This is a genomic window from Streptomyces sp. NPDC051310 (assembly GCF_044455245.1).
In the GTDB taxonomy this organism is placed as follows: domain Bacteria; phylum Actinomycetota; class Actinomycetes; order Streptomycetales; family Streptomycetaceae; genus Streptomyces.
This window is the reverse complement of sequence record NZ_JBITEO010000002.1, coordinates 83096-97367: the sequence shown is the minus strand read 5'-3', so window position 1 is coordinate 97367 and position 14272 is coordinate 83096. Positions and strand designations below refer to the sequence as shown.

The window sequence follows — 14272 nt, the reverse complement described above, 5'->3', positions numbered from 1 at the left end:
CTCAACCGAAAGTTCGATGCCCTGCCCGTCCCCGGCGCGATGCCGCACCGGGTGCCGGGTCAGCAGGCTGGTGCCCATGTTCGTGGCATGGAGAGATCTGAGGTTCGCCAAGGGGCGCTTCGCGCTGATGGGCACGGTGCTCGTGCTCATCACGCTGCTGGTGGGGTTGTTGTCCGGGCTGACGGCCGGGCTCGCGCGGGAGAACGTCTCGGCGGTCACCGCCCTGCCGGCCGACCGGCTGGCCTTCGCCGCCCCGCCCTCCGGCCGGTCGGTGTCCTTCGCCGACTCGGCCGTGCCGCAGGCCGCCTGGCGGACCTGGGCGGGCCGGCCGGGCGTCACCGCCGCCGAGCCGGTCGGCATCAGCACGCTGAACGCGGCCGCCGGGGAGGGGCGCGGCGCCCGTACGGCGGCGGTCTCCGCCTTCGGCACCGAGCCCGGCGCCGGGATGGCCCCGCGGAGCGGGGAGCTCGGCGCGGGCAGGGCGGTCCTGTCGCGGCCGGCCGCGCGGGAGCTGGAGGCGGGGGTCGGCGACCGGGTGCGGCTCGGGCCCGTGGAGCTCGTGGTCGCCGCGGTCGCGGGCGACGCCTCGTACAGCCACACCCCGGTGGTGTGGACGTCCCTGGACGACTGGCACGCCCTCGGGCGGACCGGCGCCACCGTCGTCGCGCTGCGCGGGCAGGGCATCGACGTCGCGGCGGGGGACAGGGCCGCCGGTACGCGGACCCTCGATGTCGACGAGGCACTCGCCGCGATCGGGTCGTACCGCGCCGAGAACGGCTCGCTCCAGCTCATGCGCGGTTTCCTGTTCGCCGTCTCGGCGCTCGTCACCGGGGCGTTCTTCACGGTGTGGACGATCCAGCGCAGCGCGGACGTGGCGGTGCTGAAGGCGCTCGGCGCCTCCACCCCGTACCTCCTCAAGGACGCGCTCGGGCAGGCGGCGCTCCTGCTGGGCGGCGGGACGCTGCTCGGGACCGGCCTCGCCGCCGGCATCGGCGAGCTGGTGGGCCGGGGCGACGTGCCCTTCGTCCTGGAACCGGCCACCGTCCTCGGCCCGGCCGCCGTGATGGTCCTCCTCGGCGTGCTCGGCGCCGCCCTGTCCGTACGGCGGATCACCGCCGTCGATCCGCTGACCGCGCTCGGGAGCGCCCGATGAGCCTTGTCCTGGACGACGTGACCCTGACCTACCCCGACGGCGACGGGCGGCTCACCGCGCTCGACTCCGTCTCCCTCATCGTGCCGCCGGGCACCCTCACCGCGGTCGTCGGCCCGTCCGGCTCCGGCAAGTCCAGCCTGCTGGCGGTGGCTGCCACGCTGGTGACGCCGGACCGGGGGCGGGTGGTGGTCGCCGGGACGGACACCGGCGCGCTGAACCGGGCCGGGAAGGCCGCGCTGCGGCGGGAGCGGATCGGGATGGTGTTCCAGCAGCCGAACCTGCTGCCGTCGCTGACGGCCGCCGAGCAGCTCCGGGTGATGGCCCACCTCTCCGGCCGCCGGGCCGCCGGGGCACGGGCGCTGGAGCTTCTCGACGCGGTCGGTCTCGCGGACCTGGCCGGGCGGCGCCCGCACCAGCTCTCCGGGGGGCAGCGGCAGCGGGTGAACATCGCCCGGGCGCTGATGAACGACCCGGACGTCCTGCTGGTCGACGAGCCGACCAGCGCGCTCGACCACGAGCGGGGCGCCGCCGCGATGGACCTGCTGCTGGCACTGACCCGGCAGCGCGGCACCGCCACGGTGCTGGTGACCCACGACCGCGCCCATCTGGAGCGGGCCGGCCGGACGGTGACCGTACGCGACGGCCGGCTGTCCGAGCGGACCGTCCCGGCCGGGCACTGACCACGGCAGGTTCAGTCCTGCCGGTCACGGCCGGGGGCTGACCACGGCCGGTCATCCTGCCGGACAGGGGGCGGGCGCTGCCCCCGGCCGGCCGGTCCAGCCGTGCCGGTCACGGCCGGGGGACCCACCCTGGCCGGTTCAAGCCTGCCCGTTGGCCGCCGTGTTCGCCAGCGCCGTCGACAGTTCCTGCGCGACCTCCTGCAGGACCGGGACGATCTTGTCCGTGGCCGCCTCCGTCACCCGGCCCGCCGGGCCGGAGATGGAGATGGCCGCGGCGGTGGGGGAGTCGGGCACCGAGACCGCGATGCACCGCACCCCGATCTCCTGCTCGCTGTCGTCGACCGCGTACCCCGCGCTGCGCACCTGCTCCAGGGCGTCCAGGAAGCCGTCCGGTGTCGTGATGGTCTTCTCGGTGGCGGCCGGCATGCCGGTACGGGCGAGCAGTGCGCGGACCTCCTCCGGCGGGGTGTGCGCGAGGAGCGCCTTGCCCACGCCGGTGGAGTGCGGCAGCACGCGCCGGCCGACCTCGGTGAACATGCGCATCGAGTGCTTGGAGGGCACCTGCGCCACGTAGACGATCTCGTCCCCGTCGAGCAGCGCCATGTTCGCGGTCTCGCCGGTCTCCTCGACCAGGCGGGCGAGGTACGGGCGGGCCCAGGTGCCGAGCAGCCGGGAGGCGGACTCGCCGAGGCGGATCAGCCGGGGGCCGAGTGCGTAACGCCGGTTGGGCTGCTGGCGTACGTAGCCGCAGGCGACCAGCGTCCGCATCAGGCGGTGGATGGTGGGCAGGGGCAGCCCGCTGCTGGAGGAGAGCTCGCTCAGCCCGACCTCGCCCCCGGCATCGGCCATCCGCTCCAGAAGGTCGAAGGCACGCTCGAGGGACTGGACACCGCCGGTCGCGGGGGCGGGCTTGGCGGCGTCGGTGGTGCTGGCGCTGGACGTCGGCACGTCAACGGTCCTTTCGGGGCGGATGGGCAAGTCAGCAGCCTACCGGGCCCTCGCGCCGGGCACATCGCCCGCGCTGGGGCGTCTTTGCCGGTCAGGGCGTGTTTGTCCGGGTGTTCGCGAAGCCGGTGAGCTGCTCGGCGGGACCTCCCTCTGTGGGTAGCTACGTTCCTTGTTGTGGAATTATCTTTCCACTTCATGGAAACATCCAAGTCGCGGGCGTGCCGGCCGGGAGGTGGTCGGCCGGTCTTGACGAGGCCCGGTCCGGAGTGAAGACTTCAAAAGCTTCAACAGTTCGTTGAAATCTTGTCGACGGTGGACTCCCTCCATGGTGGACCCCGCCGGCGTCGGAGGATGTGGATGGAGAACGACGGGAACGTGGACGTGAACCTGGTACTGCGCTCGACGCGCGTCATCACCCCCGAGGGCACACGCGCCGCATCGGTCGCCGTCGCCGACGGCAGGATCGCGGCGGTGCTGCCGTACGACGCCGAGGTGCCCGCCGGCGCCCGGCTGGAGGACGTCGGGGACCACGTCGTCCTGCCCGGCCTCGTCGACACCCACGTCCATGTGAACGACCCGGGCCGCACCGAGTGGGAGGGCTTCTGGACCGCCACCCGCGCGGCCGCGGCCGGCGGCATCACCACCCTGATCGACATGCCGCTCAACTCCCTGCCGCCCACCACCACGGTCGGCAACCTGCGCACCAAGCAGGACGTGGCCCGCTCCAAGGCCCACATCGACGTCGGCTTCTGGGGCGGCGCGCTGCCCGACAACGTCAAGGACCTGCGCCCGCTGCACGACGCGGGCGTCTTCGGCTTCAAGTGCTTCCTGTCGCCGTCCGGCGTGGACGAGTTCCCGCAGCTCGACCAGGACCAGCTCGCCGCCTCCCTCGCCGAGATAGCCGGCTTCGGCGGCCTGATGATCGTCCACGCCGAGGACCCGCACCACCTGGACGCCGCCCCGCAGAAGGGCGGCGCCCGGTACGCCGACTTCCTCGCCTCCCGCCCCCGGGACGCCGAGAACACCGCCATCGCCACCCTGATCGACCAGGCCCGGCGGCTGGGCGCCCGCGTGCACGTCCTGCACCTGTCCTCCAGCGACGCCCTGCCGCTGATCGCCGCCGCCCGCCGGGACGGCGTGCGGGTCACCGTCGAGACCTGCCCGCACTTCCTCACCCTCACGGCCGAGGAGATCCCCGACGGCGCCACCGAGTTCAAGTGCTGCCCGCCCATCCGCGAGGCGAGCAACCAGGACGCCCTGTGGGACGGGCTCGCGGACGGGACGATCGACTGCATCGTCTCCGACCACTCGCCCTCCACCGCCGACCTCAAGACCCCCGACTTCGCGACCGCCTGGGGCGGCATCTCCTCCCTCCAGCTGGGCCTGCCCGCCGTCTGGACCGAGGCCCGCCGCCGCGGCCGCACCCTGGAGGACGTCGCCCGCTGGATGTCCACCGCCCCGGCGCGGCTCGCGGGCCTCGACCGCAAGGGCGCCATCGAAGCCGGGCGCGACGCGGACTTCGCCGTCCTCGCGCCCGACGAGACCTTCACCGTCGACCCCGCGGAACTGCATCACCGCAACCGGGTCACGGCGTACGCGGGCAGGACCCTGCACGGCGTCGTGAAGTCGACCTGGCTGCGCGGCGTACGCATCGCGGACAACGGGACCCCGGCCGAGCCGACCGGCCGGCTGCTCGAAAGGACCAAGTGAACATCGTGACCGGCATACCGACCTTCACCGGAGACGCCAGCCCGTACGGCGGCGGCGACCCCTACGCCGACTACCGCACCGCCGACTTCCCCTTCACCGGCCTCGTCGACCTCGCCGACCGGCGGCTCGGCGCGGGCGTCATCGCCGCGAACGACGAGTTCTTCGCCGAGCGCGAGAACATGCTCAAGCTGGAGCCCGCCGAGTTCGACCCCGAGCACTTCGGCCACAAGGGCAAGATCATGGACGGCTGGGAGACGCGCCGCCGCCGCGGTGCCTCGGCCGGCGAGCCGCACCCGACGGCCGACGACCACGACTGGGCGCTGGTACGGCTCGGCGCGCCCGGTGTCGTACGCGGCGTCGTCGTCGACACCGCCCACTTCCGCGGCAATTACCCGCAGGCCGTCTCCGTCGAGGCCACCTCGCTGCCCGGCTCCCCGTCGCCCGACGACCTGCTCGCCCCCGACGTGAAGTGGACGACCCTCGTCCCGCGCACCGCCATCGGCGGCCACGCCGCCAACGGTTTCGCCGTCGACGCCGAGCAGCGCTTCACGCACCTGCGCGTCAACCAGCACCCGGACGGCGGCATCGCCCGCCTGCGCGTGTACGGCGAGGTCGCCCCGGACCCGCAGTGGCTCGGCGCACTGGGCACCTTCGACGTCGTGGCGCTGGAGAACGGCGGCCGCGTCGAGGACGCCTCCGACCGCTTCTACTCGCCGGCCACCAACACCATCCAGCCGGGCCGCTCCCGCAAGATGGACGACGGCTGGGAGACCCGCCGCCGCCGCGACAGGGGCAACGACTGGATCCGCTACCGGCTCGTCGAGCAGTCCGCGATCCGCGCGGTCGAGATCGACACCGCCTGCCTCAAGGGGAACAGCGCCGGCTGGGCCGCCCTCTCCGTCCGCGACGGGGAGGCCGGCGAGTGGGCGGAGTTCCTGCCGCGCACCCGCCTCCAGCCGGACACCAACCACCGCTTCGTCCTGCCGGAGCCGGTCGTGGGCACCCACGTCCGCATCGACATCTACCCCGACGGCGGTATCTCCCGCCTGCGGCTGTTCGGCGGCCTGACGGACGCCGGCGCCCGGTCCCTCGCCGCGCGCCACGAGGAGCTCGGCTAGGGGGGCGTCCTGTCGATCAGGCCGGACCAGTGACCGGCAGGACACCCCCAGGGCCTCCCGTTCGGATCCTGCCCGGCTCGTGACGCGGCCTGATCCGAACCGAAGACCCCGGGGCGACGACCCGGGCGGCACGACACCCGCCCGTATGCGAGGGGCGCACCGGAAGGACAGCACCGGTGCGCCCCCGCGCTCCGCCCGCGCCCGCCGGCCGTACGGCTCACGCCGCGTGGCCGCCGTCCACCGCGAACTCCGCGCCCGTCACGTACGCCGCCGCGTCCCCCGCCAGGTACGCCACCATCGACGCCACCTCGTCGGGCACGCCGAAGCGGCCCAGGGCCGTGTGCGCGCGTTGCCCGTCCGCGTACGGGCCGTCCGCCGGGTTCATGTCGGTGTCGACGGGGCCCGGGTGGACGATGTTCGCCGTGATGCCGCGGCCGCCCAGCTCCCGGGCCAGCGCCCTGGTCAGGCCGGCCAGCGCCGACTTGCTCATCGTGTAGAGCGTCCCGCCGGGGCCCGGCACCCGCTGCGTCATGCAGCTGCCGATGGTGACGATCCGCCCGCCGCGGCCCATGATCCCGGCCGCCGCCTGCGACGCCAGGAACACGCCCCGCACGTTCACCGCGAGCACCCGGTCCACGTCGGCCGGCGACAGGCTCTCCAGCGGGCCGATCACGCCGACACCGGCGTTGTTGACCAGGACGTCCAGCCGCCCGCCCAGCGCCTGTGCGGCGCGCCCGACCGCGCCGGCCTGCTCCTGCGCGTCCGCCGCGTCCGCGCGCAGCGCGAGCCCCCGGCGGCCGGCCGCCTCGATCTTCCGCACGACCTCGCGGGCCCCGTCCTCGTCCCGGACGTACGTGATCGCCACATCGGCGCCCTCCTGGGCGAGCCGCAGCGCGATCGCCGCCCCGATGCCGCGGCTGCCGCCGGTGACCAGAGCTGTCCTGCCGTTCATCAAATCCTCCGCATGGTGTCGCCTCACGTGGTTGCGGGTTCATCACACCGGAGCGGGCGGCGGCCGCGCTGGCGGGAAACGGACGCCGCAATCGGCACCCGCTCACCGATGAGTTCCGTCCGCGGGCACGGTCGGAGCTGGTGACACACGATGAAGACCCACCGCTTCCCCAGAAGGGCACCGACCATGGCCACGCTCACCCTCACCTCCTTCGTGACCCTCGACGGCGTCATGCAGGCCCCCGGAGGCCCCGACGAGGACCGCAGCGACGGTTTCGAGTACGGCGGCTGGAGCGTCCCGTTCGCTGACGAGGAGTTCGGCACCTTCATGAACGAGGTGTTCGACCGCGCGGACGGTTTCCTGCTCGGCCGGCGGACGTACGAGATCTTCGCTTCGTACTGGCCCCGGGTCACCGACGAGAACGACCCCATCGCCGGCCGCCTCAACACCCTGCCCAAGTACGTCGTCTCCACCACCCTGGAGAAGGCCGACTGGCACAACTCCACGGTGCTCGGCGGGGACCTGGCGGGCGAGGTGGCCCGCCTCAAGCAGCGGCCCGGCCGCGAGATCCAGGTCCACGGCAGCGCCCGCCTCGCGCAGAGCCTGATCGCGCAGGGACTGGTGGACGAGCTCAACGTCCTCGTCCACCCCGTCTTCCTCGGCCAGGGCCGCCGGCTCTTCCCCGACGGCGGGCGGCCCACGGCGTTCGAGCTCACCGCACACCGCACCACCTCCACCGGCATCAGCATCCTGACCTACCGGCCCACCGGCCCCGCGGAGTTCGGCACCTTCGCCCTCGACCAGTGACGGGGCGCGCGGGTACGGTGATCGTTCCGCGTGCGAGCCGCCGGCGTCTCCACACCGCACCCACCGTCGGAGGCCCGGCCCGCCATGTCCTCACTCACCGCGTCCGCGCCCCTGCCCGTCCGGCGGGCCTGGCTCACCGACCTGCCCCTCCTGCTCGTGGCGGCCGTCTGGGGCGCCAGCTACCTCGCCGCCAAGGGCATCACCACCACGCACACCGTCATCGCGGTCCTGGTGCTGCGCTTCGCCGTCGTCGTGCCGGCCCTGGTCGCCGCCGGGTGGCACAGGCTGCGCGCCCTGACGGCGGCCCAGTGGCGCGGGGCGGGCCTGCTGGGCGCGATCCTGAGCGGCGTCTTCCTGCTGGAGACGTACGGGGTCGTCCACACGTCCGCCACCAATGCGGGGCTCATCATCAGCCTCACGATGATCCTCACCCCGCTCGCCGAGGCCGCGCTGACGCGGACCCGTCCGCCCGCGGCCTTCCTGGCCGCCGCCGGGCTGTCGGTGGCGGGCGTGGTCCTGCTGACGCAGGGCGGCGGGTTCACCGCCCCGTCGACGGGCGACGTGCTGATGCTGCTCGCCGCCGTCGCCCGTACCGTCCACGTCCTCGCCATGGCGCGCCTGACGTCCGTACGGGGCGCCGACCCGCTGTCGCTGACCACGGTCCAGCTCGGCGGCTCCGTCATGGTGTTCGCCGTGCTGGCGGCCGTACCCGGCACCGGTCCGTCGCCGTGGACGGTGGCCGTGGGCTTCGGCGCCCGGGAATGGGCCGGGCTGCTCTTCCTCGCCGTCTTCTGCACGCTGTTCGCCTTCTTCGTGCAGATGTGGGCCGTACGCCGCACCTCGCCCTCCCGGGTCAGCCTGCTGCTCGGCACCGAGCCGCTGTGGGCGGCGGCGGCCGGCATCGCGATCGGGCACGAGCACCTGGCGGCGGCGAGCCTCGCGGGGGCCGCGCTGGTGCTCGCCGGCACCTGGTGGGGCAGGAGCGCGGCGGACCCCCGGTGAGGCGTCACCGCCCGGCCGCCCGCCGCTGTCCGTCCGCGATCATCAGCAGCGCGAAGCCGACCACCGCGATCACGGTGTCGGCGAACAACTCGCGGCCGTGCAGGAAGGAGAAGTACTCCGTCACGTACCGCGTCAGGCCCATGAGGCTGAACCATCCGGTCAGCTCCCGGAGCACCCCGCAGACGCCGAAGACCAGCAGCAGGGTGCCGGTGAACTCGAGGATCCTCTTCATGCCCCCGATCGTCGGCGCCGCCGGCGGCGAGCCGCGTCCGCCCTCCGGACACCGCGCTCATACGGAAGTCCCGGGCCGTGCGACTTCGGTATCGCGACCGCGCCCGGCGGTCACGGCACCGCCGCCACCCCTCTAGCGTCGTCCCCATGACGCGTGCGGAGTACCCCTGGCTGCTGCCCTCCGACCTGGCCGGCACGGCCGGTCCGGTCACCCGCGGGGACGGTCCGGAGGGGCCCCGGCCCCGGCGGACCGTACGCGACTGGATCGTCGACACCGTCGCCTTCGTCCTCGCCGCCTTCTTCGGAATCCTCGCCGCCGAGGCGAGCCGCGCCTACAACGGCCCCGGCCCCGCCGTCCTCGCCGACCAGGTGGCCGGCGCCGCCGCGTGCCTCGCCCTGTCGTCGGCGAGGCCGCCGACGGTGCCGAGGTGCCCGGCCTCGTCGCCCGGCTCGCCCCGGACCTCGTCCTGATGGACATCCGCATGCCGCACGTCGACGGCCTGACCGCCACCGCGCAGCTCCGCTCGCGGCCCGGCGCCCCCGAGGTCGTCGTCCTGACGACCTTCCACGCCGACGAACAAGTGGTGCGCGCCCTGCGGGCGGGCGCCGCGGGCTTCCTCCTGAAGGACACCCCGCCCGCCGGGATCGTCGCCTCGGTACGCCGCGTCGCGGCCGGCGACCCGGTCCTCTCACCGGCCGTCACCCGCCGGCTGATGACCGCGTCGCGGGCGGCCCGGACCCCGCCCGCCGGACCCCGCCCGCCGGGCCGCGGCCGCCGCCCGCCTCGCGGGACTCGCCGACCGTGAGCGGGAGGTCGCCGTCCACGTCGGCCGCGGCCTGTCCAACGCGGAGATCGCCGCCACGCTCCACATGAGCGTGCCGACCGTCAAGACGTACGTCTCGCGCCTCCTGGCCAGGCTCGGCCTCAACAACCGGGTGCAGATCGCCCTCCTGGTCCACGACGCTGGGCTGCTCGATGCCGAGGACGGCGTCTAGGGGGTGACTCGCCGGTCATGCCGGGCTCGCGACGCCCGGCACCGCACCTCGCCGCGTTGTCGTCGGTCGCCGGCGCTCCCCGTCGACTCCCGCCTCGGCCGTGCGATGCCTCCCCCGGCCCCGACGGGCCCGGGGAGACCCCATGCACCGGACGCCGCTCACCGATCCTGCCCGATCGGCGGGACACCGCCTAGGGTGGGCCAATGGTCACCGTAGATCTGGGCGCGTACGGCGAGGACTTCGTCGCCGACCCGTATCCGTACTACGCCGAGCTCCGCGCCCGCGGCCCCGTCCACCACGTGCGCACGCGGCTCGGCAACGACGTCTGGCTCGTGGTCGGCCACGCGGAGGCGCGGGCCGCGCTCGCCGACCCCCGCCTGTCCAAGTCGCCCGCCACCGCCGGGTTCACCATGCTCGACGAGCAGATCGTCGGGCCGTACCTGCTCGTCGTGGACCCGCCCGACCACACCCGGCTGCGCACGCTCGTCGCCCGTGAGTTCACCGGCCGGCGCGTGGCCGCCCTGCGTCCGCGCATCGAGCGGATCACCCGCGAGCTCATCGACGCCATGGACGGACCGGAGCGCAGCGCGGACCTGGTGGCGGCCCTCGCCTTCCCGCTGCCCATCACCGTCATCTGCGAACTGCTGGGCGTGCCCACCGCCGACCGCGACCGCTTCCGGGCCTGGTCCACCGAGATCGTCGCCCCGACCGGCGCGGACCCCGAACGCGCGGCGGTCCACGCCCTGGCCGCGTACCTCGACGACCTCATCGAGGACAAGCGCCGCGCGGGCCCCGGCGACGACCTGCTCTCGGCGCTGGTGCGCACCCGCGCGGAGGACGGCGACCGGCTCTCCGCCGCCGAACTGCGCGCCATGGCCTACCTGTTGCTGATCGCCGGGCACGAGACCACGGTCAACCTCGTCTCCAACGGCATGCGGGCGCTGCTGTCCCACCCGGACCAGCTCGCCGCGCTGCGCGCCGACCCCGGGCTGCTGGACGGTGCGGTGGAGGAGATGCTCCGCTACGACGGCCCGGTGGAGACGGGTACGGCGCGGTTCGCCCTGGAGCCGGTGGAGCTCGGCGGCACGGTCGTGCCGCGGGGAGCCGCGGTCCTCGTCGGCATCGCGGCGGGCGACCGCGACCCCGCCCGGTTCGCCGCGCCCGACCGCTTCGACATCCGCCGGGACACCGGCGGGCACCTGGCGTTCGGACACGGCATCCACTACTGCCTGGGCGCCCCGCTGGCGCGGCTGGAGGGCCGGATCGCGGTCGGTGCCCTGCTGGAGCGCTTCCCGTCCCTCGCGCTCGACCCGTCCGCCGGGCCGCTCGACTGGCTGCCCGGCCTCCTCATGCGCGGGGTGCGCCGGCTCCCCGTCAGGTGGTAGCGGCGCTCAGAGGATCTTCTGCGAGGTTTGAGTCGTTTTTCGTAGTGCTTGAAAGCAGGTTGTCCGCTTCCAGGGCTTGCGGTTCGCCGCCGCTGCGGTGTGCTGGTGGGCGTGGATGAGCGTCCTCCGTACTCCGAGAGACCCGTCGGACGAAGCCTGGGAGCCGTTCCGGCCGGTCATCACCGCCTGGAAGGCGGATCATCCGCGAGACCGTCCTGGAACTGGCCGCCGAGAACGGTCTCCCGCCGCCCGAGCCGCTCCCGCCAGGACACCACGAGATCCTGGCCGCTTTCGAGAAGGCCGACGGCGCGCTCCGCGCGAAGGACGTCTGCCAGGCGCTGGGCACCGGGACGGAGCCCCGTCACGCCGAAGGTATCCGGGCCAAGCCGAAACGCCTGGTCAGCCGAGGCATCCTCGCCGAATCCGAGCCCGGTGTCTTCGTCCTGCCGCCGACTGCTCGCCCCGCCTCGCCGCCCGCAGACCTGGGAGTCAATGGCTCGCAGCCGATGAGGTGGGGGCCAGGCTCGGCCGGAGCCGAGCGGCAGGACGCCGGACAGCATGGCGTGCTCCGTACGGCAGTTGACAGCCCGAATGCAGCACGTCAGAGTCCCGGAGTGAGTGAGATCAACGATCTGACGCCGGCCGAGGTACGCATATGGCAGGCATTTCCGCGAGGCGAGTCCGTGGACTTCCGCGCCGCCGGGAACGAGGATCCGGCGCTCGGCAACACCTGGGGCGCCGAGGGGACCGTACGGGCGAGTGTGCTGCGGGCGCTGCTGCTCAAGGCTCCGCAGGAAGAGGGGGAGATCGCCGCGCTCAAGATCACGGGAGCGCGGATCACCGGCGTACTGGACCTGAAGTACGCCACGATCGACGCCGCCATCCGGCTGAGCCACTGCCGATTCGACGGTGTTCCCGACCTGTACGGCGCCCAGCTGCGCCAGCTCGATCTGAGCAAGTCCGTTCTGCCGGGCATGACCTCGGCGACCTTGCGGGTCGAGGGCGTGCTGCGCATGACGGACTGCCGTATGCGGGGGCCGGTGCGGCTCGGTGGGGCGCAGATCTCCGGGGCGCTGTTCATGGAGCGGGCGGAGTTCACGGCGCCGGACGACTCCGAGCCGGTGCTGCAGCTCAACCAGGCCGCGATCGGGGGCGACTTGTGGGCGCCACAGATGCGCGCGCACGGTCAGGTACGGCTCACCGGCGCCTCCGTCGCCGGGCGGATCAACGTTCAGGACGCCGAGTTCAGCAAGCCCGGTGGCACCGCGCTGGACGCGCAGAACCTCAACGTGGGAGCTCACGTACGGGCGCGGTGCGTTCGAGCGCGGGGGCGGGTCGAGCTCCGCGGATCGCGCATATCGGGCCGTCTCGACCTGCTCCACGCCCGCCTCTCGCATCCGGGCGACACGGCACTGCGGGCGAGCAGTTGTGCCATCGGTGAACTCTGGCTGCGCAGCGGTGATCGCATCGAGGGCGCCTTGAATCTCCGGCGTTCTCAAATAGAGATCCTGACCCTTGAACCGGAGATGCTGCCGGACCAGGTGTATCTCAGCAACCTCACGTACACCGTACTCACCCCGCACGAGCCCGCCGAGCGCCGCCTTCCGATGCTGGAGCGGGACGGTGAGCGGTACGAGCCGTACGGCTACGAGCAGTTGACGGCCGCCTACCGCCACGTCGGTGACGACGACGCGGCCCGGCTCGTCCAGCTCGCCAAGCAGCGCCGCCGACGCGCCACGCTCACTTGGTACGGACGGCTGTGGGGGTACGTCCAGGACGCCACTGTGGGCTACGGCTTCCGCCCGTTGCGTGCGGCCGTCTGGCTGCTGTCCCTCATGACCATCGGATCGATAGCGTACGGCCTGGACCACCCACGCCCCATCAAGGCGGGCGAGGCCCCTGACTTCAACTCCGTGTTCTACACCCTCGACCTGCTCCTGCCGGTCATCAACTTCGGTCAGGAGGCATCGTTCGCCCCTGACGGCTGGCACCAATGGCTGTCGTACGCCCTGATCATCACCGGCTGGATCCTGGCGACGACGGTCGTCGCGGGCGTGACCCGTATGGTCAGCCGCCAATGACCCGCTCCGGCACTCCCGAGAACCTCGCGGAGCGCCCTCTCAGAGGCCGGACGGGATCTCCTCCAGCCGCACCGGGCGGCGCTCCCGGCGCGACAGCTCGCACGCCTCGGCGACGCGCAGCGCCCGCAGGGCCTCGTGCCCGTCGCAGGGGTTGGCCAGCTCGCCGCGCGCGAGGTGCACGAAGGCGTCGAGCTCGGCCTCGTACGCCGGGGCGAACCGCTCCAGGAAGCCCGGCCACGGCTTCTCGGCCGGGGGAGGGCCGAACGGTTCGGTGGAGGTGAGGGGGGTGCGGTCGTCGAGGCCCACCGCGATCTGGTCGCACTCGCCGGCCAGCTCCATGCGGACGTCGTACCCCGCGCCGTTGCAGCGGGTGGCGGTGGCGGTGGCGAGCGTCCCGTCGTCCAGGGTGAGCAGGGCGGCCGCCGTGTGGACGTCACCCGCCTCGCGGAAGACCGCGGGGCCGGTGTCGGAACCGGTCGCGTACACCTCGGCCACCTCGCGCCCGGTGACCCAGCGCAGGATGTCGAAGTCGTGGACCAGGCAGTCCCGGTACAGCCCCCCCGAGAGCGGCAGGTACGCGGCGGGTGGCGGCGCCGGGTCGGAGGTGATGGCCCGTACGGTGTGCAGCCGGCCGAGGCGCCCGGTGCGCACGGCCTCCCGGGCGGCGGTGTAGCCGGCGTCGAACCGGCGCATGAAACCGAGCTGGAGCGGGGTGCCGGCGGCCTCGACCGCGCGCAGCGCGCCGAGCGTGCCGGGCAGGTCCAGGGCGATGGGCTTCTCGCAGAAGGTGGGCAGGCCGGCGCGGGCGGCGCGGGCGATGAGGTCGGCGTGGGCGGAGGTGGCCGAGGCGATCACGACGGCGTCGACGCCCCAGGCGAAGACGTCGTCGACGGTGGGGGCGACCGTGGCGCCGGTGAGTTCGGCGACCCGCGCCGCACGTGCCGGGTCGGTGTCGGCGACCAGGAGTGCTCCGACCTCCGGGTGGCGGCTGAGCACTCCGGCGTGGAAGGCGCCGATACGTCCCGTTCCGATGAGTCCGATGCGCATGGCCCCCAAGGTGGTGCCGGGTCCGCGCCGTGTCAAGCATTTGTCAGGACAATCGGACTTCACAACTTCCCGTCAACATGCCCTGCGGATACGCTCGAGCCGTGCCCAAGCAGACCCGAGATGCCCCAGACGCGCGCGGCCGCGGCCGCGAGGAGACCGCTC

General features: G+C 73.6%; 14 protein-coding genes and 1 pseudogene. 10 read left to right on the top strand and 5 right to left on the bottom strand.

Translation table 11 applies throughout. The features are described from left to right. The first annotated feature begins 76 nt into the window (after positions 1-76). Both ACIA79_RS03065 and ACIA79_RS03060 read left to right on the top strand, forming a co-directional pair. Positions 77-1153 (top strand): ABC transporter permease, encoded by a 1077-nt coding sequence (locus ACIA79_RS03065; RefSeq protein WP_399426375.1) that lies wholly within the window; start codon positions 77-79, stop codon positions 1151-1153. Then, a complete protein-coding gene (locus tag ACIA79_RS03060; RefSeq protein ID WP_399426374.1) occupies positions 1150-1833 on the top strand; it encodes an ABC transporter ATP-binding protein in 684 nt (227 codons plus the stop codon). Before ACIA79_RS03065 ends, ACIA79_RS03060 begins: the two co-directional genes overlap by 4 nt. Before the next feature lie 138 nt (positions 1834-1971). Here ACIA79_RS03060 and ACIA79_RS03055 read toward each other — a convergent pair whose 3' ends face one another. Then, positions 1972-2781, bottom strand: coding sequence for an IclR family transcriptional regulator (locus ACIA79_RS03055; protein WP_399426373.1), 810 nt, complete (start codon positions 2779-2781; stop codon positions 1972-1974). A gap of 357 nt (positions 2782-3138) precedes the next feature. Here ACIA79_RS03055 and allB point away from each other — a divergent pair, with 357 nt between their 5' ends. Then, positions 3139-4491: an allantoinase AllB gene (gene allB / locus ACIA79_RS03050; protein WP_399426372.1), complete on the top strand. Its 1353-nt coding sequence runs from the start codon at positions 3139-3141 to the stop codon at positions 4489-4491. Between the two features lie 5 nt (positions 4492-4496). After that, a complete protein-coding gene (gene alc / locus ACIA79_RS03045; RefSeq protein ID WP_399426741.1) occupies positions 4497-5609 on the top strand; it encodes an allantoicase in 1113 nt (370 codons plus the stop codon). Between the two features lie 217 nt (positions 5610-5826). On the opposite strand, the gene ACIA79_RS03040 is transcribed toward alc, so the two are convergent. After that, positions 5827-6561 carry an SDR family oxidoreductase gene (locus ACIA79_RS03040; protein WP_399426371.1) on the bottom strand — a complete coding sequence of 245 codons (735 nt, stop codon included), beginning with the start codon at positions 6559-6561 and terminating at the stop codon, positions 5827-5829. Positions 6562-6747: 186 nt separating this feature from the next. Here ACIA79_RS03040 and ACIA79_RS03035 point away from each other — a divergent pair, with 186 nt between their 5' ends. Continuing rightward, entirely contained in the window at positions 6748-7368 is a 621-nt protein-coding gene (locus ACIA79_RS03035; RefSeq protein ID WP_399426370.1) for a dihydrofolate reductase family protein, read from the top strand. Positions 7369-7452: 84 nt separating this feature from the next. Further along, on the top strand, positions 7453-8370 hold the full coding sequence (locus ACIA79_RS03030) for a DMT family transporter (protein ID WP_399426369.1): 918 nt from the start codon (positions 7453-7455) through the stop codon (positions 8368-8370). 4 nt (positions 8371-8374) lie between these two features. Here the strand turns inward: ACIA79_RS03030 and ACIA79_RS03025 are convergent, their stop codons facing one another. Continuing rightward, positions 8375-8602 carry a hypothetical protein gene (locus tag ACIA79_RS03025; protein WP_399426368.1) on the bottom strand — a complete coding sequence of 76 codons (228 nt, stop codon included), beginning with the start codon at positions 8600-8602 and terminating at the stop codon, positions 8375-8377. Between the two features lie 146 nt (positions 8603-8748). On the opposite strand from ACIA79_RS03025, the gene ACIA79_RS03020 reads away from it, so the two are divergent. The 3 genes and pseudogenes from ACIA79_RS03020 to ACIA79_RS03010 all read left to right on the top strand — a co-directional run bounded on the left by ACIA79_RS03020 (position 8749) and on the right by ACIA79_RS03010 (position 10982). Next, positions 8749-9072 (top strand): hypothetical protein, encoded by a 324-nt coding sequence (locus ACIA79_RS03020; RefSeq protein ID WP_399426367.1) that lies wholly within the window; start codon positions 8749-8751, stop codon positions 9070-9072. After that, a pseudogene (locus ACIA79_RS03015) lies at positions 9000-9597 on the top strand (response regulator); the annotation flags it as partial. The gene ACIA79_RS03020 and the pseudogene ACIA79_RS03015, both read left to right, overlap by 73 nt. Positions 9598-9800: 203 nt before the next feature. Next, positions 9801-10982, top strand: a complete 1182-nt coding sequence (locus tag ACIA79_RS03010) for a cytochrome P450 (RefSeq protein WP_399426366.1) — start codon at positions 9801-9803, stop codon at positions 10980-10982. A gap of 179 nt (positions 10983-11161) precedes the next feature. On the opposite strand, the gene ACIA79_RS03005 is transcribed toward ACIA79_RS03010, so the two are convergent. Further along, positions 11162-11542, bottom strand: a complete 381-nt coding sequence (locus tag ACIA79_RS03005; protein WP_399426364.1) for a hypothetical protein — start codon at positions 11540-11542, stop codon at positions 11162-11164. 54 nt (positions 11543-11596) lie between these two features. On the opposite strand from ACIA79_RS03005, the gene ACIA79_RS03000 reads away from it, so the two are divergent. Then, the gene (locus tag ACIA79_RS03000; protein ID WP_399426363.1) at positions 11597-13063 is read left to right on the top strand and encodes a membrane-associated oxidoreductase; all 1467 of its coding nucleotides are present in this window, start codon (positions 11597-11599) and stop codon (positions 13061-13063) included. Between the two features lie 39 nt (positions 13064-13102). On the opposite strand, the gene ACIA79_RS02995 is transcribed toward ACIA79_RS03000, so the two are convergent. After that, the gene (locus ACIA79_RS02995; RefSeq protein ID WP_399426362.1) at positions 13103-14110 is read right to left on the bottom strand and encodes a Gfo/Idh/MocA family oxidoreductase; all 1008 of its coding nucleotides are present in this window, start codon (positions 14108-14110) and stop codon (positions 13103-13105) included. Positions 14111-14272 lie beyond the last annotated feature (162 nt).

Bases quoted from the DNA above. Each gene is read 5' to 3' on its own strand.
- ACIA79_RS03065 (WP_399426375.1), top strand. From the start codon at position 77: ATGTTCGTGGCATGGAGAGATCTGAGGTTCGCCAAGGGGCGCTTCGCG.
- ACIA79_RS03060 (WP_399426374.1), top strand. From the start codon at position 1,150: ATGAGCCTTGTCCTGGACGACGTGACCCTGACCTACCCCGACGGCGAC.
- allB (WP_399426372.1), top strand. From the start codon at position 3,139: ATGGAGAACGACGGGAACGTGGACGTGAACCTGGTACTGCGCTCGACG.
- ACIA79_RS03040 (WP_399426371.1), bottom strand. From the start codon at position 6,561: ATGAACGGCAGGACAGCTCTGGTCACCGGCGGCAGCCGCGGCATCGGG.
- ACIA79_RS03035 (WP_399426370.1), top strand. From the start codon at position 6,748: ATGGCCACGCTCACCCTCACCTCCTTCGTGACCCTCGACGGCGTCATG.
- ACIA79_RS03030 (WP_399426369.1), top strand. From the start codon at position 7,453: ATGTCCTCACTCACCGCGTCCGCGCCCCTGCCCGTCCGGCGGGCCTGG.
- ACIA79_RS03025 (WP_399426368.1), bottom strand. From the start codon at position 8,602: ATGAAGAGGATCCTCGAGTTCACCGGCACCCTGCTGCTGGTCTTCGGC.
- ACIA79_RS03020 (WP_399426367.1), top strand. From the start codon at position 8,749: ATGACGCGTGCGGAGTACCCCTGGCTGCTGCCCTCCGACCTGGCCGGC.
- ACIA79_RS03010 (WP_399426366.1), top strand. From the start codon at position 9,801: ATGGTCACCGTAGATCTGGGCGCGTACGGCGAGGACTTCGTCGCCGAC.
- ACIA79_RS03005 (WP_399426364.1), bottom strand. From the start codon at position 11,542: ATGCTGTCCGGCGTCCTGCCGCTCGGCTCCGGCCGAGCCTGGCCCCCA.
- ACIA79_RS02995 (WP_399426362.1), bottom strand. From the start codon at position 14,110: ATGCGCATCGGACTCATCGGAACGGGACGTATCGGCGCCTTCCACGCC.